18 protein-coding genes are annotated in these 20,202 nt (G+C 54.1%); 6 read left to right on the forward strand and 12 right to left on the reverse strand.

The window, feature by feature from the left end; genetic code table 11:
- The first annotated feature begins 240 nt into the window (after positions 1 to 240).
- The 3 genes from HMPREF1207_RS03080 (at position 241) to HMPREF1207_RS03090 (ending at position 2,688) form a co-directional block, all read left to right on the forward strand.
- The gene (locus HMPREF1207_RS03080; protein ID WP_016423441.1) at positions 241 to 825 is read left to right on the forward strand and encodes a TetR/AcrR family transcriptional regulator; all 585 of its coding nucleotides are present in this window, start codon (positions 241 to 243) and stop codon (positions 823 to 825) included.
- 54 nt (positions 826 to 879) lie between these two features.
- Complete coding sequence (locus HMPREF1207_RS03085) at positions 880 to 1,641, forward strand: electron transfer flavoprotein subunit beta/FixA family protein (RefSeq protein WP_009672892.1); 762 nt, start codon at positions 880 to 882, stop codon at positions 1,639 to 1,641.
- Between the two features lie 75 nt (positions 1,642 to 1,716).
- A complete protein-coding gene (locus HMPREF1207_RS03090; RefSeq protein ID WP_009672747.1) occupies positions 1,717 to 2,688 on the forward strand; it encodes an electron transfer flavoprotein subunit alpha/FixB family protein in 972 nt (323 codons plus the stop codon).
- Between the two features lie 325 nt (positions 2,689 to 3,013).
- On the opposite strand, the gene HMPREF1207_RS03095 is transcribed toward HMPREF1207_RS03090, so the two are convergent.
- The 4 genes from HMPREF1207_RS03095 to HMPREF1207_RS03110 all read right to left on the reverse strand — a co-directional run bounded on the left by HMPREF1207_RS03095 (position 3,014) and on the right by HMPREF1207_RS03110 (position 6,507).
- Entirely contained in the window at positions 3,014 to 3,952 is a 939-nt protein-coding gene (locus tag HMPREF1207_RS03095) for an anti-sigma factor (RefSeq protein ID WP_009672893.1), read from the reverse strand.
- Entirely contained in the window at positions 3,949 to 4,527 is a 579-nt protein-coding gene (locus HMPREF1207_RS03100) for an RNA polymerase sigma factor (protein ID WP_009672742.1), read from the reverse strand. Before HMPREF1207_RS03100 ends, HMPREF1207_RS03095 begins: the two co-directional genes overlap by 4 nt.
- A gap of 269 nt (positions 4,528 to 4,796) precedes the next feature.
- Positions 4,797 to 5,303: a hypothetical protein gene (locus HMPREF1207_RS03105; RefSeq protein ID WP_016423442.1), complete on the reverse strand. Its 507-nt coding sequence runs from the start codon at positions 5,301 to 5,303 to the stop codon at positions 4,797 to 4,799.
- Positions 5,304 to 5,646: 343 nt separating this feature from the next.
- Positions 5,647 to 6,507: a MurR/RpiR family transcriptional regulator gene (locus tag HMPREF1207_RS03110; protein WP_009672812.1), complete on the reverse strand. Its 861-nt coding sequence runs from the start codon at positions 6,505 to 6,507 to the stop codon at positions 5,647 to 5,649.
- A 610-nt stretch (positions 6,508 to 7,117) separates the two neighbouring features.
- Here HMPREF1207_RS03110 and HMPREF1207_RS03115 point away from each other — a divergent pair.
- Complete coding sequence (locus HMPREF1207_RS03115) at positions 7,118 to 8,689, forward strand: FAD-dependent oxidoreductase (RefSeq protein WP_009672881.1); 1,572 nt, start codon at positions 7,118 to 7,120, stop codon at positions 8,687 to 8,689.
- A gap of 130 nt (positions 8,690 to 8,819) precedes the next feature.
- On the opposite strand, the gene HMPREF1207_RS03120 is transcribed toward HMPREF1207_RS03115, so the two are convergent.
- From HMPREF1207_RS03120 to HMPREF1207_RS03135, 4 genes are all read right to left on the reverse strand, one after another.
- Positions 8,820 to 9,872, reverse strand: a complete 1,053-nt coding sequence (locus HMPREF1207_RS03120; RefSeq protein WP_009672729.1) for a metallophosphoesterase family protein — start codon at positions 9,870 to 9,872, stop codon at positions 8,820 to 8,822.
- 100 nt (positions 9,873 to 9,972) lie between these two features.
- Positions 9,973 to 12,981, reverse strand: coding sequence for a glycoside hydrolase family 10 protein (locus tag HMPREF1207_RS03125; protein WP_009672827.1), 3,009 nt, complete (start codon positions 12,979 to 12,981; stop codon positions 9,973 to 9,975).
- Positions 12,982 to 13,248: 267 nt separating this feature from the next.
- The gene (locus HMPREF1207_RS03130; RefSeq protein WP_231392004.1) at positions 13,249 to 14,031 is read right to left on the reverse strand and encodes a TspO/MBR family protein; all 783 of its coding nucleotides are present in this window, start codon (positions 14,029 to 14,031) and stop codon (positions 13,249 to 13,251) included.
- A 131-nt stretch (positions 14,032 to 14,162) separates the two neighbouring features.
- Positions 14,163 to 15,254 carry a M24 family metallopeptidase gene (locus HMPREF1207_RS03135; RefSeq protein ID WP_009672670.1) on the reverse strand — a complete coding sequence of 364 codons (1,092 nt, stop codon included), beginning with the start codon at positions 15,252 to 15,254 and terminating at the stop codon, positions 14,163 to 14,165.
- 259 nt (positions 15,255 to 15,513) lie between these two features.
- On the opposite strand from HMPREF1207_RS03135, the gene HMPREF1207_RS03140 reads away from it, so the two are divergent.
- On the forward strand, positions 15,514 to 16,077 hold the full coding sequence (locus tag HMPREF1207_RS03140) for an NAD(P)/FAD-dependent oxidoreductase (RefSeq protein ID WP_009672712.1): 564 nt from the start codon (positions 15,514 to 15,516) through the stop codon (positions 16,075 to 16,077).
- A gap of 149 nt (positions 16,078 to 16,226) precedes the next feature.
- Here HMPREF1207_RS03140 and HMPREF1207_RS03145 read toward each other — a convergent pair whose 3' ends face one another.
- The 4 genes from HMPREF1207_RS03145 to HMPREF1207_RS03160 all read right to left on the reverse strand — a co-directional run bounded on the left by HMPREF1207_RS03145 (position 16,227) and on the right by HMPREF1207_RS03160 (position 19,470).
- Complete coding sequence (locus HMPREF1207_RS03145; protein ID WP_009672828.1) at positions 16,227 to 16,841, reverse strand: rhomboid family intramembrane serine protease; 615 nt, start codon at positions 16,839 to 16,841, stop codon at positions 16,227 to 16,229.
- A 104-nt stretch (positions 16,842 to 16,945) separates the two neighbouring features.
- Positions 16,946 to 17,452: a type 1 glutamine amidotransferase domain-containing protein gene (locus HMPREF1207_RS03150; protein WP_009672754.1), complete on the reverse strand. Its 507-nt coding sequence runs from the start codon at positions 17,450 to 17,452 to the stop codon at positions 16,946 to 16,948.
- Between the two features lie 31 nt (positions 17,453 to 17,483).
- Positions 17,484 to 17,918: a hypothetical protein gene (locus HMPREF1207_RS03155; protein ID WP_016423444.1), complete on the reverse strand. Its 435-nt coding sequence runs from the start codon at positions 17,916 to 17,918 to the stop codon at positions 17,484 to 17,486.
- A gap of 154 nt (positions 17,919 to 18,072) precedes the next feature.
- On the reverse strand, positions 18,073 to 19,470 hold the full coding sequence (locus HMPREF1207_RS03160) for an LCP family protein (protein WP_009672798.1): 1,398 nt from the start codon (positions 19,468 to 19,470) through the stop codon (positions 18,073 to 18,075).
- 190 nt (positions 19,471 to 19,660) lie between these two features.
- On the opposite strand from HMPREF1207_RS03160, the gene HMPREF1207_RS03165 reads away from it, so the two are divergent.
- Positions 19,661 to 20,095 carry a universal stress protein gene (locus HMPREF1207_RS03165; protein ID WP_009672820.1) on the forward strand — a complete coding sequence of 145 codons (435 nt, stop codon included), beginning with the start codon at positions 19,661 to 19,663 and terminating at the stop codon, positions 20,093 to 20,095.
- Positions 20,096 to 20,202 lie beyond the last annotated feature (107 nt).

Consider the following 20,202-nt stretch of genomic DNA (forward strand, 5'->3'; position numbering starts at 1 on the left):
CTTTTCTCTCATTTCCACCATATAAAGCGTTTACATGACCCGAGCAAACAAAAGCATGGTTCTCCTGACTAACGTTCGGATCAAACATGCTTTTCTCATGGTGCCATAACCTCGGAACTTCGCCTTGACAGCGGGTCATTCAGTCATTGACATTGCCCTGGATCTATTTTATGATGGCTGTAGAAAATGAATGAGTATTCATTCACTATTTAATTCGTATTTTAGCACCGAGGTGATTCCATGACAAGCAAAAAAAAAGAAAAATATGATTTAATTCTCGAAGCTGCGTTGAAAGTATTCGCCGAACACGGGTTTCACCGCTCTCAGGTTTCCAAGATTGCCAAAGCGGCCGGCGTCGCGGACGGTACGATTTATTTGTACTTCAAAAGAAAGGAGGATATTCTTATCTCCTTGTTCCGTGAGAAGCTCGGTGAGCTTGTAGGCAAGTTCCATATGCATATCGAGCAGACCACCGGCGTTAAGGAAGCGCTTCGCAAAGTTTGCGAGATCCATTATACGGAGCTGGAAAATAACGTCGATCTCGCCTTCGTCACTCAGATCGAGCTTCGGCAAAGTTCGCTTGAGCTTCGCAAAGAAATAGGAAAAGCCGTTAAGCCGTATATTGAATTAATCGAGAAACTTCTTGTGCAGGGCGTCGAGGAGAAATTGTTCCGGGCCGATCTCGATGTGAAGCTGACCCGTCTGCTGCTGTTCGGAGCGATGGACGAAGTCGTCACCTCCTGGCTCATTTCCGGACGCAAATATTCGTTGTCCGCTCAGGTGGACGGCACCGTACAGTTCTTTCTTCAGGGAATTCAGGCTTAAAAGCCGATTATCCATAGAGGATACTCATTTCAAAAGAGGAAGGGGACACCAGCGATGGACATTTTCGTGCTGCTGAAACAAACGTTTGATACCGAGGAAAAAATCGTGCTTGAGAACGGACAAATTTCAGAGGATGGAGTCAAGTTTGTCATCAATCCCTATGACGAATATGCAGTGGAGCAGGCTATTCAGCTCCGCGACGAGCAGGGAGGCAAAGTCGTCGTCGTTTCCGCCGGCCCGGAGCGTTCCGCAGAGGCCCTGCGAAGCGCGCTCGCGATGGGAGCCGACGAAGCCGTCCTGATCAACGATGAGCGCATAGGCGGCGATGAGCATGCCGTGGCCCAGGCGCTTCATGCTTTCCTGTCCCGGGAAGCGTACGATCTTGTTCTCGGCGGAAACTTCTCCGTCGACAACGGCGCCGGCCAGGTGGCCGTCCGTCTCGCGACCCTGCTCGGTATCCCCCACGTCAGTTCGATTACGAAGCTGGAGATCGCCGGCGGGAAGGCGAATGTACATCGCGACGCCGAAGGGGACCTGGAAGCGGCGGAAGTGACGCTTCCGGCGCTCTTCACGGCCCAGCAGGGATTAAACGAGCCCCGCTATCCTTCCCTGCAGGGAATCATGAAGGCCAAGAAGAAGCCATTCCGTGAAATCACACTGGACGATATCGGTCTCGGCTCGGTGGAATCCCGCACGGAACGCGTGGATCTGTTCCTGCCGCCTCCGCGCAAGGCCGGAAAAACACTCAAGGGCGAACCCGCGCAGACGGCTGCGGAGCTGGTGCGGCTTTTGCGTACGGAAGCGAAGGTTATCTGATTGGTCCTTTGATTTTTCCGCGGTCATTTTGCGCACTTATTCCCTTTATGAGTCCATATAGGAGGCGACTGAATCATGTCCAACACATACCTGATTGTAGCTGAAGCTAAAGGCGGCGCTCTTCGCCAGGTCTCTTTCGAAACGATCGGCGCGGCGAAGGCGGCTGCCGCCGAAGGGGATTCCGTTCTCGCCGCTCTGATCGGCTCTGGCGTATCCGGCCTAGCCGATGAACTGGCCGCATACGGCGCCCAGAAAGTTTACGTGACCGACCATGCCGATCTTAGGGACTACAACCCGGAAGCTTACGGCAAAGCGCTTCACGACATTATCCGGCAAGCGGAGCCCGATGCGGTCTTGTTCGGCCACACCGCCATCGGCAAGGACCTTGCCCCGCAGATCGCTTCCCTGCTCGGGGCCGGGCAGATTTCCGATGTGACGGCCGTTGAATCGGACGGCGGTAAAGCCGTGTTTACGCGCCCCATCTACGCGGGTAAAGCGCTTGAAAAGAAAGCGTTCACCTCGTTCCCGTGGGTCGTCACCGTCCGGCCCAACAACATTGCCGCTCCCGCTGCCGCGGAAGGCGCCTCGGCAGCGGTCGAAAACGTGGCGTACGAAGCTCCGTCCCTTCGTACGGTCATCCGCGAGGTCGTTCAGAAGACCTCGGGCAAAATCGACCTTGCCGAAGCCAAGGTCGTCATCTCCGGCGGGCGCGGCGTCAAGAGCGCCGACGGCTTCAAGCCGCTCGAGGAGCTGGCCGGCGTGCTCGGCGGAGCGGTCGGGGCGTCGCGCGGAGCCTGCGACGCCGGGTACTGCGACTATGCGATGCAGATCGGGCAGACCGGCAAGGTGGTCACGCCCGAGATTTACATCGCATGCGGCATCAGCGGCGCCATCCAGCATCTGGCCGGGATGAGCGGATCGCGGGTCATCATCGCGATCAACAAGGACCCGGAGGCGCCGATCTTCAAAGTCGCCGACTACGGAATCGTCGGAGACCTGTTCGATGTCGTGCCGCTGCTAACGGAAGAATTCCGCAAAGCGCTGTAACCCGCGGTTGCTCCACCCGTTCCTAGCAGCGTCAAAAAAGCCCCGAACACGCCGGTAAACCGGCTGTGCTCGGGGCTTTTCGCTGGACGGGCGGATGCGTGCCGCCGAGGTTCCGGCCTGGCTGCGCGGTTTTTACGCATCCAGGCTGTCTTCTTTCGGGGCGCTTCTTGCCCCGTGCGTGGTTTAACTCTCTCTCACGCCGCTTTGGTATAAGCACTTCGCATGATGAACGGCATACCGGCGTTATGCTCAAGCTTTTGGTGCTTTCAGGCTTTTGAGTTTGGCCGCTTCCTGTCTCACGGACGGCTTAAGCATACATCCGCCCTCAAATTTTCGCGGCCAGCACAAGCGACCCCCGGGGCTGTGTTCCCCCCGCATCCGGCTCCAGCGTAATGGCGACCGTGTCGTACTCCTGCGGCTCGAAGGTGTAATAGAGAGCGCCCGAGCCCCCCTGGGGCAGGAAAGTTCCCGCATTTACCTTCTGCTCGCCTTTGATGAGCCAGACCTGGAACGCCTGCGAATCCCGCAGGGCCGGAAGATTCTCGGCCTGTACAACCAGGTGGGTGCCCTTGGCGTCGATCACGATTGTTGCGAGGCCTTGCGCCACGATGCCTTCAACGGCAGGGTTCAGCTTCACCACTTTGTTCGCCTTCGATGCCTGTGAAGGCTGTCCAGCCAGCGTAAGCTGTCCCTGAAGCGAAGATACGCTTTGCTGGAGTGAGGCATTAAGTCCTTTCAGCGAACGGACATCCTCCCTCAGCTGCATGTTGACCCATCCGAGGATCACCGCAGCGGCGGCGATTCCCGTGCCGGCCGCCCACCTGATAAAGGTCCGGCTTCTTTTGCCCGCAGGTCTTCTCGCGGACACCGGTTCATGCTCTCCGGCCGGCACCGGTTCGGGTTCCGCCCTTCCGGCATTCTTTTGTAATTCGGCTGCTGCGGACGCGTCCGTTACACGATTTTGCGCCTGTGCCTGTTCCTGAAGAAGAGCACTTGCGCCTGTGAAAGGCGGTTGTCCGGAATGATCCGCTTCACTCTCCAGAATACGGCCAAGAACGCGCTGTTTCATTCCGTCCGGAACCGGGGCAGGCTTCGCCGTATAAGGAAGCAGATCCATTACAGCCTGCAGTTCTTCTCTTTCTTTCTTGCATGCCCCGCAGTGACTCAGATGCTCTTCCATCTGTTCTCTTTCGGACTGTGACAGTCCCCCGAGCATATAGAGTTCCAGCCATTCGCACATGTTAGGAAATTCTTGTCTGCTCATATGTGCGCTCCCTCCTTTCCCCGGCCCGCGAGCTTCTCCTTAAGCTGCTTCATGGCCAGCCTTACCCGGCTTTTTACCGTGCCAAGCGGAATCTCCTGTTTCTGGGATACTTCCTGATGAGTATATCCTTTAAAATAAATAAGATCGATCACTTTCTTCTGATCCTCGTTCAGATCCTCCATCGCCACAGCAAGCTCTTCTCCCATAAAACGGAGTTCCACTTCCTCTTCAGTCCCCCTGCTCCGGTCCGCCACCTGAAGCAGCTTATCCGGCTCGGCAAGCTGCCCGGACGTGCGCGTCTGTTTCCTGCGAAGCGTGTCAATGGCAATGTTGCGGGCTATCGCGAACATCCATGTTGACAGCTTGCCCTGGGAGTCCTCGTACCGCTCGGCATGATTCCAGATGCGCAGGAAAAGCTCCTGAACAACCTCTTCCGCCATCATCGAATCTTTGACAATGCGATAGGCGAACGAATACATCGGACGTTCGTAACGGTCGTACAATTGCTCCAGCGCCTGGGGCTGCTTTAGAGCGATACGGCGCACCAGCTGCGCATCTTCCGGCCACTCATTCATGTTGGAGCTCCTTTCCACCAAAGATCGCCCTTATCTTCCATTTCGTAAAAAGTGTGGAGTTGGATTCCTTTTGCACCGATAAATTTTTTTGTAAAAATGCCGTTGACCCCCTCTGTTTGTATCACCAGCAAAATTAACCATAATACGAGGTTTTTTAAACGGCCATTCTCCTATCGTACTCTAAAACAAAACGGACCTCACGGGTCCGTTTATTACAATCAAGTCTGCTCACACTCAAATTCATCCGGCTCCTGCGTACCGGGTTTGCGTTATTCATGGCGCTCACGTGTAAGTTTTGCCCCAAGCCACTTCCAGATCGCATATAGCGCCGTGCCCGACGCTGCGGCAAATGCCATTGTCCGGGCTTCCAGCAAATACGATTGACCGGTCTCCAGCCCTCCTCCGGCTTCAACTGCCGAAGACCAGCCCGCTCCGCAGTAAAAAGCGTAGAGAACGAATAAGAGCATGCACAGGAGCGTTTTCAGACTTGCCGCGAATCCTTCCGCTCTTTTATAGCCCATATAACGTAAACAGCCGCTAAAAAGGATCACCGTCAGAAGAAGAACCGAAGCCCACTCCTGCCTGGAAACAAAGCCCGCCGGCTCGTTTTTGCCCAGATGATAGATCCAATACGCATGTTCGGCCAATCCGATCAGCAGAATGACCGGGACCGCCGTCCGGTACGCCCTGCTTTTCACAATCCGCTCTGTCCGGGGCGAAGAAAAAATGCGGTTTCTCCTTTTCTCTGCCTCTTTTCGCTGTTCAGCCGGCAACACCGTTTCCTCCCCGCCTAAGAATTAGGGTTCCGCTAACACTATACGGGTTTCTTGCAGGAAACATGTCTGATAAGGACAAGCGACGGTTTACCTTATCTTCATCTGACAACATTTGCCACCCCTTCCATCCTGCTATAAACTGTAGAAGAAGGCTTACCGCATTTTTTTCCGCCCGCCCGATGGATTCGATTTAAAAATTCCGGATTACCCGCCGGAGCTTAGCCGGCCGACGGACAGGCGTGCTCGGAAATAATACCGGGCCGGATGCGCTTGGCGGTTCAACCCTTCCGGGAGCAGCAAAAAGCCGAGACCCATAGGCCCCGGCTGCGCGCAGGAGTAGCGATTAGTACAGTTTATCCAGAACAGATTTCGCCGTGTGCTCCAAAGCCCGGTACGTCTGATCCTTCATTTGCATGGCAACGGCCGTAGATAAAATATCCAGCAGATGGATCTGCGCCAGCTTCGAGGAGAAGGCTCCGCCCTGCAGAGGTGTTTCTTTCGCCGTAGCGAGAAGAACGACATCACTCTGATTCGCAATCGGCGAGCGGGCGTGGTTGGTCAGGCAGATGATGTAAGCGCCTTTCTGCTTGGCCAGGCGGACAGCGTCGACAAGATCTTTGGTGCTGCCCGACGAAGAAATACCGACGACAACATCGCCTTTCTCCACCAAAGACGCGTTCATGGCAATAATATGGCCGTCGGTACCGGCGTCCACATTAAATCCGAGCCTCATGAACCGGTATTTGGCATCCTGGGCGGTAATCCCCGAGGACCCTACTCCGAAAAACAAAATTTTTCGTGCCGCCAGAATAGCGTCGATCGCTTGCTGCAGCTCCTGAACGTTAAGCAAAGATGTCGAGTTCTGCACCGCCTGCGAGTTTTGGGAGGTCATTTTCTTCATGATCTGGTCGAGATCGTCGCTTTCCTCAATCTTGCCGTGCACCTGCTCGCTTGGCGTAGCCAGCACCTGGACGAGCGATAGTTTAAATTCCTGATATCCCTTGTAGCCGAGCTTGCGGCACAAACGGATGACGGAGGTCTCGCCTACTTCCGCTTTTTCCGCCAAGTCCGTAATCGTATAGAAAACGGTAGCTTCAGGATCCTTTAATACGGTGTCGGCCACTTTCTGCTCGGATTTGGTCAGTGAGGAATAAATACTGTTGAGGAGCAGCAGCGAATTGTTCAAATCGGCGATTTTGCTCATAGATGGGACTCCTTTTCGTCATTCTGCGCGGTCAGACAATCAGTTCACGGTTTTCTTTTCTAGTCTCTACATGAATAGTACTTGAAACTAGGCGATTTGCCTAGTGCATCTCCATATTTTTCAAAGTTTGCCTGTACGCCCGGACGGTCGATTTCTGTAGTTTCCTGTCATACAAAGGGTTTTTCATGCTGAGAATCGTCGATTTTTGGATGGAGAACACAACTTTATTTTAACTTATATTTACTATAATTTATCAGTTCCAGAAATATATTATACTATTAATATGGGCATAAAGACCTAAATAACTCTTATTTTATTGCTTGATTTTTATTTCGGTTAACAAGCGGAAGGACATGCAGGCATAGCCGTTCTTGTCCCCGCATAGAAACTAGAAGGTCCTTTTATTTTTTTTAAACCGCTGTAAAATTTTTTTAAAATAAGTCTCGGAAAAACGTAAACAGGCACCGGAAAAAGGGGTCTCTACTTTTTTATTCGCATAAGCCCTGCTTCAAAATGAGACTTTGGTCGTATTAAAATAAGAACATATGTTTGCTAAAATAAAGAGGATTCCAATATCAGGAAAATATATAGACTGTGGAGGGATTCGACTATGAACCGTGAACTGAAAGCAGATGTCGTCATTATCGGCGGAGGTGTCGGCGGCTGTGCGGCCGCTCTGGCTTCCGCAAAAATGGGATTGAAAGTGATTATGACGGAAGAAACCGATTGGATCGGCGGGCAATTGACCAGCCAGGCGGTACCGCCGGACGAGCACAAGTGGATCGAGCAATTCGGCTGCACCCGCAGCTTCCGGCAGTTCCGCAACGGTGTGCGTTCTTACTACCGCGATTATTTCCCGTTAACGGCGGAGGCGCGCGCCATCGTCAATCTGAATCCGGGCAACGGCGGAGTAAGCCGCCTGTGCGCGGAACCGAGAGCCATGCTTGCTGTCCTTGAGCAGATGCTTGCTCCTTATGTAAACAGCGGCAAACTGATTATTCTCACGCGCCACCGCATTACGGCGGCTGAGACGGACGGGGATAAAATCAGGGCCGTCAAAGTAAAGCACTTGGATCTGGGTCATAAACATACGTTAACCGCTCCGTATTTCCTGGACGCGACGGAGTGCGGAGACGTTCTTCCTCTCGCCAAGGTCGAGTATGTGACAGGCGCCGAATCCCGGAAAGATACGGGGGAGCCGAGCGCGCCGGAAGTCGCCGATCCGAAGGATATCCAGGCGTTTACCGTCTGTTTTGCGATGGATTATTTCGAAGGCGAGAATCATGTCATCGACAAACCGAAAGATTACAAGTTCTGGCGCAATTATAAGGCGGACTTCTGGCCGGACAAGCAGCTCAGCTGGATTTCGCCGAACCCGGTGACGCTTGAGCCTGCCGAAGATACCCTGTTTCCGGGCACCGAGAAATATCCGCTGTTCAATTACCGCCGGGTAATCGATAAGGCGAATTTTATGCCCGGTACGTTCCCGAGCGATATTTCCCTCGTGAACTGGCCGCAGAACGATTACTGGCTCGGCAATATTTATGACGTTCCCGAAGCGGAAGCGAAGAAAAATCTCGAGCAGGCCAAGCAGCTCAGCTATTCTCTGCTCTACTGGCTCCAGACCGAAGCGCCGCGTCCGGACGGTAAAGCCGGTTATCCCGGCCTGCGTCTGCGTCCCGACGTCGTCGGTACCGAGGACGGGATGGCCCAAGCGCCGTATATCCGGGAATCCCGCCGGATCAAGGCGGAATTCACCGTCAAGGAACAGCACGTCAGCACGGCGATCCGCGGCGACAAGGGTGCGGAAGTGTTCCCGGATTCGGTCGGGATCGGCGCTTACCGGATCGATCTCCATCCGAGCATGACGGGACGGAACTATCTGGACGTGTCCTCCCTTCCGTTCCAGATTCCGCTCGGCAGCCTCATTCCCGTCCGGGTCAACAATCTCCTGCCGGCGTGTAAGAACCTCGGCACGACTCATATCACGAACGGCTGCTACCGTCTGCATCCGGTGGAATGGAATATCGGAGAAGCGGCAGGCTTCCTTGCCGGCTACTGCGTACAGAACGGGTATCAGCCCCGTGAAGTGCATGCGGACAAGACGAAACTGGAAGGCTTGCAGAACATTTTGTCCTGGAACGGCGTAGAGCTCGCATGGCCGACCATCACTCCGCTGTAACCCCCCATTGAAATAGCCCGGGCTTGAACCGAAAAGCCGCCTTTATGCAGAACGCTCTGCTAAAGGCGGCTTTCCCCGTTTTCCCGGCGGCAGCTCGTTTCCCGAATTTCCGGTCCGGCTCCGCGGCTAATCAGTATCGCTTAACAAATCGTGCCGAAGACAGCCACTCCCCCGTATTGTGCCGGCGTCCGCGGATCGTTACGGAATGAGGTGCCACCTCGACGAGGACGCTTTCGCTTTCAACGGGCGCGGCAGGGTCAATGCCGTCTCCGATGGGCCTGCGGACAGAGGAGGTCCCCATATGAGAGCAGCCGTCCTCGAAATAAATCCCCGGACTGGCCAGCGTGTAATGGGTGTGCCCCGAGAAGAAGCACACGTTCGGGTGCCGGCCCAGCAGCTCTCTAAGCCGCACATCCTCCACGACCCCCTTCTCGCCGGGATCGTAGCTTCCCGCCACCGTGTGAGGAAGTGGCTGATGCAGGAAGACGAACACCGGCCGCTCCCGGCCATGCGGGCGGTATGCTTCTTCCCCCGTGGAATCCGCCGGCTGCAGCCCGGCCTCTTCCTCTCCCGGGGAAGCCGCAGTCTCCGCTTCGCTGCTTGCGCGTCCGGCGGCTTCAAGGGCTGCCGGGTCCGCCTCGGACGCAGAGGCCGTTTCGGCCCGGCTTTGCGCTTCGGCATGGCGCGGAGGGGATTCCTCCCGCAGAATCCGCTCCAGCCAGGCGAACTGTTCGTCGCTGATCCAGGCGTCCTCCCGGATAGCCGGATCGGTGTCGCGGTAGCGCTCGGCGCTCATAAAGACGAAGCGCAGCCCCCTGAGGCACAGGTCGTAATAGGGCAGGGGCTTTCCCAGAAAGCCGAGAAACCTTGCCATCGCTTCCGCCGTCGACCATCCGTTCGGGAACGTATCCACGTTAAAACTCCCGTCCTTATACCACATGCGGTAATATTCATGGTTTCCGTTCGTCACATAGACGGGAACGCGGACATGTTCGGACAAAATACGTTTTAATACCGTATAATCCTCGGCGAATCCCTCGGTTAAATCCCCGTTAATCACGATAAACTCGGGCGGATGCTTCATGGATGCGTAATCTTTCAAGCAGACTTCCAAACGGCGGTGGGACTCGGGGTCCCATGCTACCACATGAATATCGGACAATACCGCAAACGTAAATTTCATGGATCTGCACCTCTTCTCTTCCTCTAAAGGATTGAAAAGCTTAAACCCGATCCGGCAGTTTGTGCTGTTATCAGATCATGTCCCGCCTTGCTGCCCTTGCCTACTCATGTGCCTCACCGGCCTCATCTTCCGCATGGGTCACCCCGGTTTCATTGAATTCATCCGCTTCATCGGCATCTTTCCCGCCCTTCCCCGATTTGGCCGCCGTAATTTCGGCAATCCGCAGGGCTCCCTTCAAATCGTACAGCATCCGTTCTTTAACTTCGGCATTCAAACGGCTATCGGACAAAATATCCTTAACCAGGGATGCCAGCGATTTCCTTACCTGCTTCAGACGGCCGGGATTCAGCCGGGGATTTTTCTCGCCGCCCAGTTTTTTAACGATTTCTTCGATCTCATCGGTATACCGGCCGGCTTTGCGGGCATCCATCCCTTTAAAAGGGACATACAGCTCCTTTACTTTCCGTTTCTGTCCTGCAAGTACAGCCGCAATCGACCGGGCAGGATCGCTGTCGGGAACGATCGCTTCATTCCGGTAAACGCCCAGGACGGTATTTTTGTCATAGCCCTGATCGAAAAACGATTCATACTCGAACACGGCGCTGCCGCTGATTCCGAGCCCATGGCTCGAAGCGATCTGATCGATGAACGCGTCCTTGGTCAGATCGATAAAAGAACCGACGCCGATCGTTACATACGATTTATCCTTTGCGATCTCGAACGTTTTGCGCGCATCCGCCACAACGAGCGATGTGTCCAGTTTATAGGACATCGGGAACACGTTGTCGATCAGGTTATGCTTCACCCAGTTCATCGAATCCTGCAGCACGTCTCCGCGTGCAATTTCATATTCGGGCCATACCGCGGCGGTTAACTTTACTTGGGGTTTCCACTTCTTCACTTCCTTGGCCAGGCGGAACACAAATTTGTCGACGAACCCGACTCGCATATCCACCCACTGCGCCCACAGCGCATCTCCCGGGTGCAGAAGGAGCGGGTCCGTTCCGTATTTCTTTTGAAACAAGCTCCGGGTGTAGCCGTCATATCCGAAATCGTTCGTAAAATCTCCCGAACCGGGATAGCGCGCATAATCAAGGTGCAGACCGGCTACGTCATATTTGGAGAGCAGCTCCTTATAGACGTCGATCAGGAAGTCGTGCGTTTCATCCAAAGCGGGGTTGATAAAATAATAACGGAATCCGCTGGACGCATCTTCCTGATAATTTTGGCCTTTCCGGCTGAGCAGCGACCATTCGGGCTTGCGTTCCACGATCGGCCCGGGTTCCGGCCCTCCCACGAAGAAATTTTCGACCCAGGCATGGATTTCGATGCCCCGTTTTTTCCCTTCTTCCAAATAAGCTTGAAGCACATCAAAACCGCCGTACATGGGATTATGAGCCGTTATGTTGTTTTTGGTCGGGTAGATGGTGTACCCGTTCCAGAACGTTTCCAAATAAACGGAGTTAAGGTGAGCCGCCTTTATCTTATCCAGCGCCCGTTTAACTTCCTCTAGAGACTTCTCTTTGGGCCGAATCCAGATTCCCCGGTTTTCAACGGTTCTAGACTCCACATTCATGTAGTGAACGCGCGTGGCTTTTCCATCCAGCTCCGCCAGCACTTCCGTCAGCCCTTCAACGCCTTTTTCCTCCAGATGCTTGCCCGCCTGTATCTCCAACTGCTTCACCTGCTGAATTTCTTTGGAGATTTCCTCATAAGGAACATCCATAAACCGGCGTTTGGATTCTTCCAGTGCCTGCTCCGCAGTGCCGGCGGTTAACCGCGCCTTATCCAGATAAGACTGCGGGGCAAAAATAAGCAGCACCTGCTTTTCCGTCCGGTTGATCTTCACGGTCGCCCCAATGGCCGCATAGCGCGAAAGCCAAGCCATTTTGGAGCCGTGTCCGGAAAGAACGTATCCCCCTGCAGGAATCGGCCGGTTGTTGCCTCCGCTGCTTATGATTTTGCCGTCCGCGTTCACGGCAGCCTCCCCTCCCCACGGATTCGTACCGGTGGAGGCGCCATAGCTGCTGTCGTACACGATCAGCTGCTCCGCTCCGCGATGCCCGGGATACGGCTTATTGTTCGTATCGTCCCAGCCAGCCGGATTGTCTTCCCTCGTCCGGGGATTAAACGCGTCATAGGCCATTTTGGACGCAAAATACATGGGATAGGCATTCAGCTCCATCGATACGGCCAGTCCCGGAGCCGCCAGAGCCAACAGATCGGCGTAATAAGGACTTGCCGCCTGCACGGAAAGGACGTAACCTCCCTTGGGGATCGGCGAGTCGTTGTCGATAAATTTCCCGCCGGAATCCATAAGAATTCCTTTAACTCCCGTGACCCGGCCGTTCTGGAAAGTCACTTCGATTCCCCAAGGATTCGTGCGGGTAGAGGCTCCGTACCCCGGGTCGAAAAGCACCGCTTCGCCCTGATTCCGCGGCCCGTTAACCCGGTCCACGGGGATAATTAAATCGCCGACCTTCACATACTTCGTCGGCAAAACGGGAATTTTTATGTTCACGGCGGTAAGGCTGTCTCCCACGTTCAGCTGCTGCAGAAGCGCCTTTGTACTTGCGGTGCCCGAAAGAACGTATCCGTTTGGGGGCAGATAGGTTCCTTTTTTGCCGTCTGAGATTTTGTCAACGATAATGCCTTCCGTCACAATAAGCTCGATCGTCCGGTCATCGAAAGGAGATGTATACGTTCCGTACGTGCTTGTATACACGGTCAGAGCGTCTTCTTTGCGCTCCTGATCCATTCCGGCTACCGGGTGCAGAGTTCCGTCGGGAAGCTTGATATGAGGACCGTAAACGGATTCATTTACCGTCACGTCAAGGGACGTCTGCGGAAGCAGAGGGGTCCCGAGCCCGTTCGCCGAACGAAAAGGGTCCTGATCGGCAGGCCCGGATTTCGGGTCGTCGGGCGGAACCGCGATCCCTCCGTAAGGTCCGGAATGCTGCGAATAGGCCTCGGCCGCAGCCCGGCCGGATGCGGCGCCGGCAGTCCCGTACAGCGGAAGGCAGCCCGCAGCCGCAACGGACAAAAGCAGGACAGCAAACAGCGTTCTGCGGAGCAGGCCGCTTGAGCGAAGAGATCTTTTCACCGTCATCTTCCTCCTTCAGGTGTAAACTAGCTCCAGACATACAAAAACGGAGAACATCCGAGCAGGTTAAGCTGAGCCGCTAATCACCTCCTGTTATTTTCTCCCCTGTTTGCCAATCCGATTACACGTATTGTAGCACCATTTTGGACATTTTGGAATATTATTCTTATATGTTACATTATTTTGGATATTGCCTCCTTTTTCATCTTATTTCGACAGGGTGCAAAAAAAGAAGCTCTCTTTTTCAAGAGAAGCTTCCCGAATAGATTTTCATTACCGGCTGATATAGGACTGATCCCATCTTTTGCGGTCCCGGATCACTTTGGCCAGGAGCCATAAGGTTGCCGCTCCGACGATGGCGGCCAGTGACCAAGCCGCATTGCGTACCCATGTGTCCGCCTGCTGTTCGACGCCAATGCCGATGAAGGCCCAGACAAAAACCAGCGCGAAAGGCACGTCTTTCTTCCCGTAGCTGAAAGCGACAGCCAGCACGCCTGCCGCCGTCAGCAGAATGACGGCCCACATCCGGGAATCGATCCCCCATCCGTTCCAGCCCAAGTCCTGCAGCCATACCGTGACGTTTACGATGGAAGCCACGCAGATCCAGCCCAGATACAGGCTGAAGGGAACTTGCACGAAGCTGTACTCCCCGATCGCCCGCGATTCCCGGCCATAGCGGATTCTCTGGTAGATGGCGATAAGTGTCAGCAGAAGGGCGGCCATGACCAGCGTGCTCCAGCCGATTTTTTCATAATGCCACAGAAAGATCCAGGCCGAATTCAGCAGACAACTGACGACGAACCAGTAGCTGATCCGTTCCACCGCCGGGCGGTTACCCGTATCCTTGCGGGCCTGGTAAATGACGAACCCGATCAGCCCCAAATAAATGACGCTCCATATCGTGAAAACATACCCGGCCGGAGTAACATATGTATGATGCCGGTCCGATATTTCCCCGGTGGTCACTCCGTTAATAGGCAGCACTTGAGCCAGCGTATTCACGATCAGAACCAAGAGGAGGCCGGCAATATTCATGGTTTTACGCCATCCATGCATGGCTGTCACATCCTCTCCTTTTGTTCATTATGTATGTTTAACCTTATGGGCCTAGAATTAATCGAATGCAAAAAAAAGCCTGCCCCGTTATTCCGTCACGAATACCTGGGGCAAGCTTACGCCGAAGCAGATCAGCCTTCGAGAACCGTCAACTGTTTAGGGAAGGAAGTCAGCACCTCGACTCCTCCGGCTGTAACCAGAACGTCGTCTTCGATACGGACTCCGCCCACGCCCGGCACATAAACACCGGGCTCGATGGTGAACGTCATGCCGGCTTTCAGAATCGCCTCGTTTCTTCCGTGGACAGACGGATACTCGTGAACGTCGAGTCCGAGTCCGTGGCCGAGCCGGTGGTTAAAATAAGTGCCGTAGCCGCCCGCTTCGATCCGGTTTCTTGCGGCTGCGTCTACGGACGCGCAGGTAACATCCGGCCGGACGGCTTGAATGGCCGCTTCGTTGCCGGCCAGGACCGCATCGTAAATGCGGCGCTGTTCCTCCGACACTTCTCCCACCGCGAAGGTGCGCGTAATATCGGACGCATAGCCGTTCAAATAAACGCCGAGATCGAATAAAAGCAGATCCCCGCGGCTGATTTTACGTGTTCCGGGAACGCCGTGCGGCAGCGCTGAAGCCGGACCGGTCAGGACCATCGTTGAAAAAGAGGGAGACTGGGCCCCGAGTTTTTTCATCTGGAACTCCAGTTCCGCGACCAGCTCGATTTCCGTCACGCCGACAGCCACCTTCTGCAGGCCGCGCCTCAGCACTTCCTCCACAAGCGTCACGGCCTCTTTCATCAGGCCGATTTCGCCTTCGGATTTGATGACCCGCATATCCCGCAGCAGCTCGTCTACCGAAGAAAACCGGCTGACGCCAATGCAGCTCTTCAGTTCTTCAAAGCGACTGACGGTCCAGTGCTCGGTTTCGATGCCGATGCTGACAAGGGAAGCCGGCAGCAGTCCGCGAAGCACTTCATAAGCCGAGTCCGTGTCGCTGTGCGTATGAATCCGCTGTACCGAGGACGCCTGCGCGGCCGCTTCCGCATCCAGAGCCGGTACGAGCAGAAACGGCTCTTCTCCTCTCGGAAGGATGAGCCCCAAGAAGCGCTCGTGCGGGTCGGAGGCGAATCCCGTCAAATAATACAAGTGCCGTGGAACCGTAATGATAACGGCATCGAGATTGTTTTGTTCCATATGATCGCTGATTTGTTTGAGCCGGTTGTTCATTTAATCACCTTTTCTTTTCAAGGTTTTTCGCTGTTTGCTGTGGATGAATCCTCTTCCTATCATAACATGCAGGGAGACAAAAACCCACATTTCGGGTCTGCCTCGGCTTCTGCCCTAGGGCTGTATAATTCCTCGTTAGGTTGGCGTGCGTCTGGGAAACAAGGCCCGATCTACGATGTAAGCGCCTGCTTTTCTTCCTTCTGCCGATCCGCTATACTGGATTAGAGTCTTTATTTTGCCATACGAAGGAGAGAAGAGCATGTACGATCTTGTTATTATCGGAGCGGGCCCTGCGGGTGCAAGTGCCGGACTGATTACCGCCAGAGCGGGTAAAAAGACGCTCCTTATCGACAGCGGGCAGAGCATGACGAAACGCGCCTGGATCGAGAACCATTACGGAGTCGCCGAAATCAGCGGTCCCGACATGGTGGAGCTGGGCAAGAAACAAGCGGCCAAGTTCGGCGCGGAAATTGCCGAAGGCAAAGTGGAATCTGTCGACAAGCAGGACGACGGCTTTCTCGTCACTTCGGATCAGGGCAGCTACGAAGCCAGACACGTCCTGCTCGCGACCGGAGTCCTGGCCGATCTTGCCGATAAAATCGGAGTCACGACGATTCCAGGCACAGAGCCTCGGATCAAAACGATCGTTCAGACGGATGCGAACAACAAAACGAGCGTGGAAGGCATCTGGGCGGCGGGCACGATTGCCGGCATGAGCGTACATACGATTGTAACGGCGGGCGACGGCGCCAAGGCGGCCATTAATATCGTCAGCGAGCTGAACGGCGAACGTTATGTGGACCACGATGTGCTGAAATCTTAATTTTTATCCTTTAAAAGCAAATAAAAAAGACTCCTGTCCGGTTCTATGGAACCTGGCAGGAGTCTTCTTTCGGTTGCAGCCGATGCGGGGCGTCAGAAGTCCCGCTTCTTTTTTCGGTTATCCGGCACTGCCTTCGAATCAAGCCCGTTCTATCTTCTGCCGCTGCGTTTGATAAATTCCACGAACAAGGCAAACAGGATAAAACCGGCCAGAAAACCGCCCAGATGCGTGTATAGATCCACATTCGGCACGATCACGGAAAACAGCAGACCGCTCACCAGAATGATGATGACCGTCTGTCTCGATTGCTGGTCCAGAAGCTGCCTGCGGAATAAGGCCAGATAAAGATAGGCCGCATAAATTCCGTAAATGGCGCCGGAAGCCCCCGCCGCGACATAAGCGTCCGTGTGCAGCCAATAAGAAAACGCGCTGCCCAGCGCCCCGCTGGCTAAGTAAAAGACCGCGTACCGGACACTGCCCAGCAGCCGTTCCAGCGGCGGCGCGAAAATAACCAAGGCGAAGCTGTTAAACAGCAGATGGGACAAGCCGATATGTAAGAACATGGCGGTGAAAAAGCGCCACCACTCGGGGACAAAACCCGGAGCGGAAAATAAGGCTCCGTACTCGATAAGCGTTCTCGTGCTTGTCGACGAGCCGCTTACCTCCATCAGCACAAACAGCACCACATGGATAAGGACCAGAAGACTCGTCACCGGGTACCGGCGTATGTACTCTTTGAAGCTTTCTTGACGGACGAACAACATAAAGATACCTTCTCCTTCGGATGAGATACCCCCATCATATAGGAAAAACAAGAACGCCTGCAAGCTTGCGCCGCAGACGTTCTTGTTCTATGAAAGAAACACCCTTAAAGCGCCTTTTTGATGGCGGCGATAAACGCTGGCTCGTCCTTCGGAGTCCGCGACGTAATCAGGTTGCCGTCGATCACGACTTCCTGATCGGCGAATTCCCCTCCGGCGTTGCGCACATCGTCCTGAAGCGGCGGATAGGACGTAAGCTTCCGGCCTTTGATCAGACCGGCGCTGATCAGAATCTGCGGTCCGTGGCAGATAGCGGCCACGGGCTTCCCGGCCTCGTCGATCTTTTTCACGAACGTTTGAATGTCCACATCCAGACGCAGTCCTTCCGGCGAAGATCCGCCCGGAATAACGACGGCATCATACTCGTCCGGTTTGGCTTCTTTGATGCCCTGATCGGCCGTATATTCGGCTTTCTTGTTTTTACCGGCAAGCAGTTCTCCCTGCTTCAATCCGATAATGACGACTTCGTGTCCGTCGGCCTTTAAGGCTTCATAGGGTTCCTGCATTTCAGAATCCTCGAATTGGGGTGCCAGCAAAAATGCGATTTTACTCATGGTTGTTCCACTCCTTTTCGTTTATCTGGTTTTAATCTATCGATTCAACGTATCCCTTGTTGCTGCGGATGATTTCCACGATTTCCGTATAGTCGGAATCGGGCACCTTGGCCGTCAGCACATAACGCAGATTTTCGGCGTCATCGTCGCCTTCTCCAAAGATAAGATCCCCCAGCGGCCCATCGTCTTCGCCACGGATGGTTCGGTCGGGATCGTGACGATCCTCCGCCGCCCGGACCGGTATGAAGCCGCCCGGACTCGGAGAGGTGCCGATCGTAGCACCCGGCACGCCGACGGCTCCGGACGTCCCGCCTGCAAAGGCCGGAGGCGCAATCAGACCGGTCCGTGAGACGCGTCCCTGAGTCTCCCCGACTTCAAGCTGCTCGACGGAATAGGTTTGAAGCCGGATACGAACATCCTCCGCATCGTTTTCCGTGCGGAAATAGGCTTGAATATGTTTGCTCATCACGAACACCTCATCCTTTTTAGTTTCTCTCCTGTTGATATTACCCGCAACTTTCTTTTCCTACACAAGCTCAGGGGAAAAAGTTCACAATCTTCTGCGCCGGAAATAGAAATCCCCGCAGCTCTCGTAACGAGAAGTGCGGGGATTTAAGATGTCATCCTGCTTTTTGCGTCGTTTCCTGGTTTTGCGGAGTCGTCGTCGGTTTAGGGGCCTCCGAATTTTTCGGTGTGGTCGTCGGCTTACCTGTCGGAACCGGAGTGACGCTGCCGCCCGGTTTGCGGGTCGGTTCCGGTGTCAAGCCCGGTACAACGTCATCGTCTTCCGGAGTCGGGCTCGGTCTTACGGACGATTTCGGCGTCGATGTCGGTGTCGGTTTGATCGTCGCCTTCGGCGTATGAGTCGGGACGCCCGTCGGCTTCGGCGTGCGCGTCGGAGTTATTTTCCCGTCCGAATCGGTATTGTTTCCTCTATTATCCGTGCCTTTGGACGAATTTGTGGAATTCGGGCTGCTGCTCGGCACCCAATTCGGATCCAGACGGAGCTTTAAGGCGTTTTTGGCTTGTGCGAGTTCTTCGTCCTTCACGACGATATAAGGGCTGATCCAGTCTCCGTCCATATGGATGAGTTCAATATTTTGCGTATCGATTGTGATATATTGGGAAATCATATCATGAATCTGGCTGGAAGGGATATCCGTTTTCAAGTTGTTCCCGACGGCCTCCAGAATACCGGAAGCTTTCGTGACGCCGCCCAGACTTTTCAGGTTTTTAAGAATTTCATTCAAAACCTGCTGCTGTCTCGCGTTACGCGCGGGATCGCTGGATTCCTGGGTTTCGAATTTCGAACCCGGGTTCGATTTCCGGTAACGCACGAAGTCGAGCGTTTTTTTACCGTCCAACTTCTGAACGCCTTTCTTGAGATCGATTCTGGTGCCGTCCCAGTTGTCGACATAGTACATATCCTGGTCCACATCGACCGTCACGCCGCCGAGCTGGTCGACAACCTGCTTAAATCCTTCGAAATCGATGGTCACCATGTAGTCGAAAGGAATCTCAAAAAAGTTGCCGAAAAACTCCTTCGTCTTTTTCATGGCGGTTTCCGGTTCAGTTAACGTGAAATGCGGGTAAAAATAGTTAGCCTTATGAGAATCGCCGTTCTTCTTAAGCTTCATTTCAAGGTCGCGCGGCAGGGAGACGATCGTTGCGGACTTCGTCTCGGGATTCATCGAAATGGCCATCATCACATCGCTGTTCAGCGAGCCGGTTTCTTTCCGCGAATCCACGCCCATCAGCAAGATGCTGATCGGTTTGACTTTGGCGGAATCCTTCGGAGCGACGACTTCCTTCGTTCCTACCGTGTCGATGATGTTATTGGCTTTACTGATGAGAAAGCTGGCATACGTGCCGATGCCGATGACAAGAAGCAGAACGATAATGCCGCCGGTTACGGCTATTTTTTTCCATAAGGGCCATTTGGCTTTCTTTTTAAGTTTGGATTTACGAGAATCAGTACCGGAAACGGGGGTTGAATTCGGATTAATAGGGTCGGACATAATTAAAAACCTCAATTCTTGAGTATGGTATACAGTTCCATGGAATTGTATAGACAGGAGTATGATGCGGACGATTTCATTATAGTTCGGTAGACGGTATAATTATAGTGAGAAATACGAAGTAAAGAGTTACAAATAAGTTAAAAATTCGACAGCTTCCCTAATTCATTATGCCAAAGAGGTGACGATCATGCAATTCTTGAATATTTTAGTCGCGTATGATGGTTCTGAAGTATCGAAAAAAGCGTTGGAAAAAGCCGTCGGACTTGCAAAAAGCAATCCGTCCGCCAAACTGGAAGTCGTTCATGTGGCGAACATGCCTAACCTTGTCGTTGGCGAAGCCCTCATTTCCACCCCTGCCGGCATGTCCGGAGAATATTACGAATTGGCCGAACAAATTAAAGACGATGCCAAGCAGCGTTTGGTTTCACTTTCCCAGCCGGCCGAGGTTTATCTGCTGAACGGCAACCCGGGCCGGGCCATTCTCGAACACGCCGAGCGTACCGGGCGGGATCTGATCGTAATCGGCAGCCGCGGCCTGAGCGGAGTGCGCGAGTGGGTGCTCGGAAGCGTCAGCCACTATGTCGTCCAGCATGCGCAAATTCCGGTGCTCGTGATCAAGTAGTCGCTGGCTGCCGGCAGTACATAAGCGGCTGCGTTAAGCGGCTGCGTTAAGCGGCTGCGTTAAGCGGCTGCGTTAAGCGGCTGCGTTAAGCGGCTGCGTTAAGCGGC

The sequence above is a fragment of the Paenibacillus sp. HGH0039 genome, assembly GCF_000411255.1.
Lineage (GTDB): Bacteria > Bacillota > Bacilli > Paenibacillales > NBRC-103111 > Paenibacillus_F.

Coding starts and splice junctions, on each gene's coding strand:
- HMPREF1207_RS03120 (WP_009672729.1), bottom strand. CDS start 9,872: ATGAAATTTACGTTTGCGGTATTGTCCGATATTCATGTGGTAGCATGG.
- HMPREF1207_RS03150 (WP_009672754.1), bottom strand. CDS start 17,452: ATGAGTAAAATCGCATTTTTGCTGGCACCCCAATTCGAGGATTCTGAA.
- HMPREF1207_RS03160 (WP_009672798.1), bottom strand. CDS start 19,470: ATGTCCGACCCTATTAATCCGAATTCAACCCCCGTTTCCGGTACTGAT.
- HMPREF1207_RS03110 (WP_009672812.1), bottom strand. CDS start 6,507: ATGAGCAAAATCGCCGATTTGAACAATTCGCTGCTGCTCCTCAACAGT.
- HMPREF1207_RS03095 (WP_009672893.1), bottom strand. CDS start 3,952: ATGAGCAGACAAGAATTTCCTAACATGTGCGAATGGCTGGAACTCTAT.
- HMPREF1207_RS03155 (WP_016423444.1), bottom strand. CDS start 17,918: ATGAGCAAACATATTCAAGCCTATTTCCGCACGGAAAACGATGCGGAG.
- HMPREF1207_RS03100 (WP_009672742.1), bottom strand. CDS start 4,527: ATGAATGAGTGGCCGGAAGATGCGCAGCTGGTGCGCCGTATCGCTCTA.
- HMPREF1207_RS03145 (WP_009672828.1), bottom strand. CDS start 16,841: ATGTTGTTCGTCCGTCAAGAAAGCTTCAAAGAGTACATACGCCGGTAC.
- HMPREF1207_RS03125 (WP_009672827.1), bottom strand. CDS start 12,981: ATGACGGTGAAAAGATCTCTTCGCTCAAGCGGCCTGCTCCGCAGAACG.
- HMPREF1207_RS03085 (WP_009672892.1), top strand. CDS start 880: ATGGACATTTTCGTGCTGCTGAAACAAACGTTTGATACCGAGGAAAAA.
- HMPREF1207_RS03135 (WP_009672670.1), bottom strand. CDS start 15,254: ATGAACAACCGGCTCAAACAAATCAGCGATCATATGGAACAAAACAAT.
- HMPREF1207_RS03140 (WP_009672712.1), top strand. CDS start 15,514: ATGTACGATCTTGTTATTATCGGAGCGGGCCCTGCGGGTGCAAGTGCC.
- HMPREF1207_RS03115 (WP_009672881.1), top strand. CDS start 7,118: ATGAACCGTGAACTGAAAGCAGATGTCGTCATTATCGGCGGAGGTGTC.
- HMPREF1207_RS03080 (WP_016423441.1), top strand. CDS start 241: ATGACAAGCAAAAAAAAAGAAAAATATGATTTAATTCTCGAAGCTGCG.
- HMPREF1207_RS03165 (WP_009672820.1), top strand. CDS start 19,661: ATGCAATTCTTGAATATTTTAGTCGCGTATGATGGTTCTGAAGTATCG.
- HMPREF1207_RS03090 (WP_009672747.1), top strand. CDS start 1,717: ATGTCCAACACATACCTGATTGTAGCTGAAGCTAAAGGCGGCGCTCTT.
- HMPREF1207_RS03130 (WP_231392004.1), bottom strand. CDS start 14,031: ATGCATGGATGGCGTAAAACCATGAATATTGCCGGCCTCCTCTTGGTT.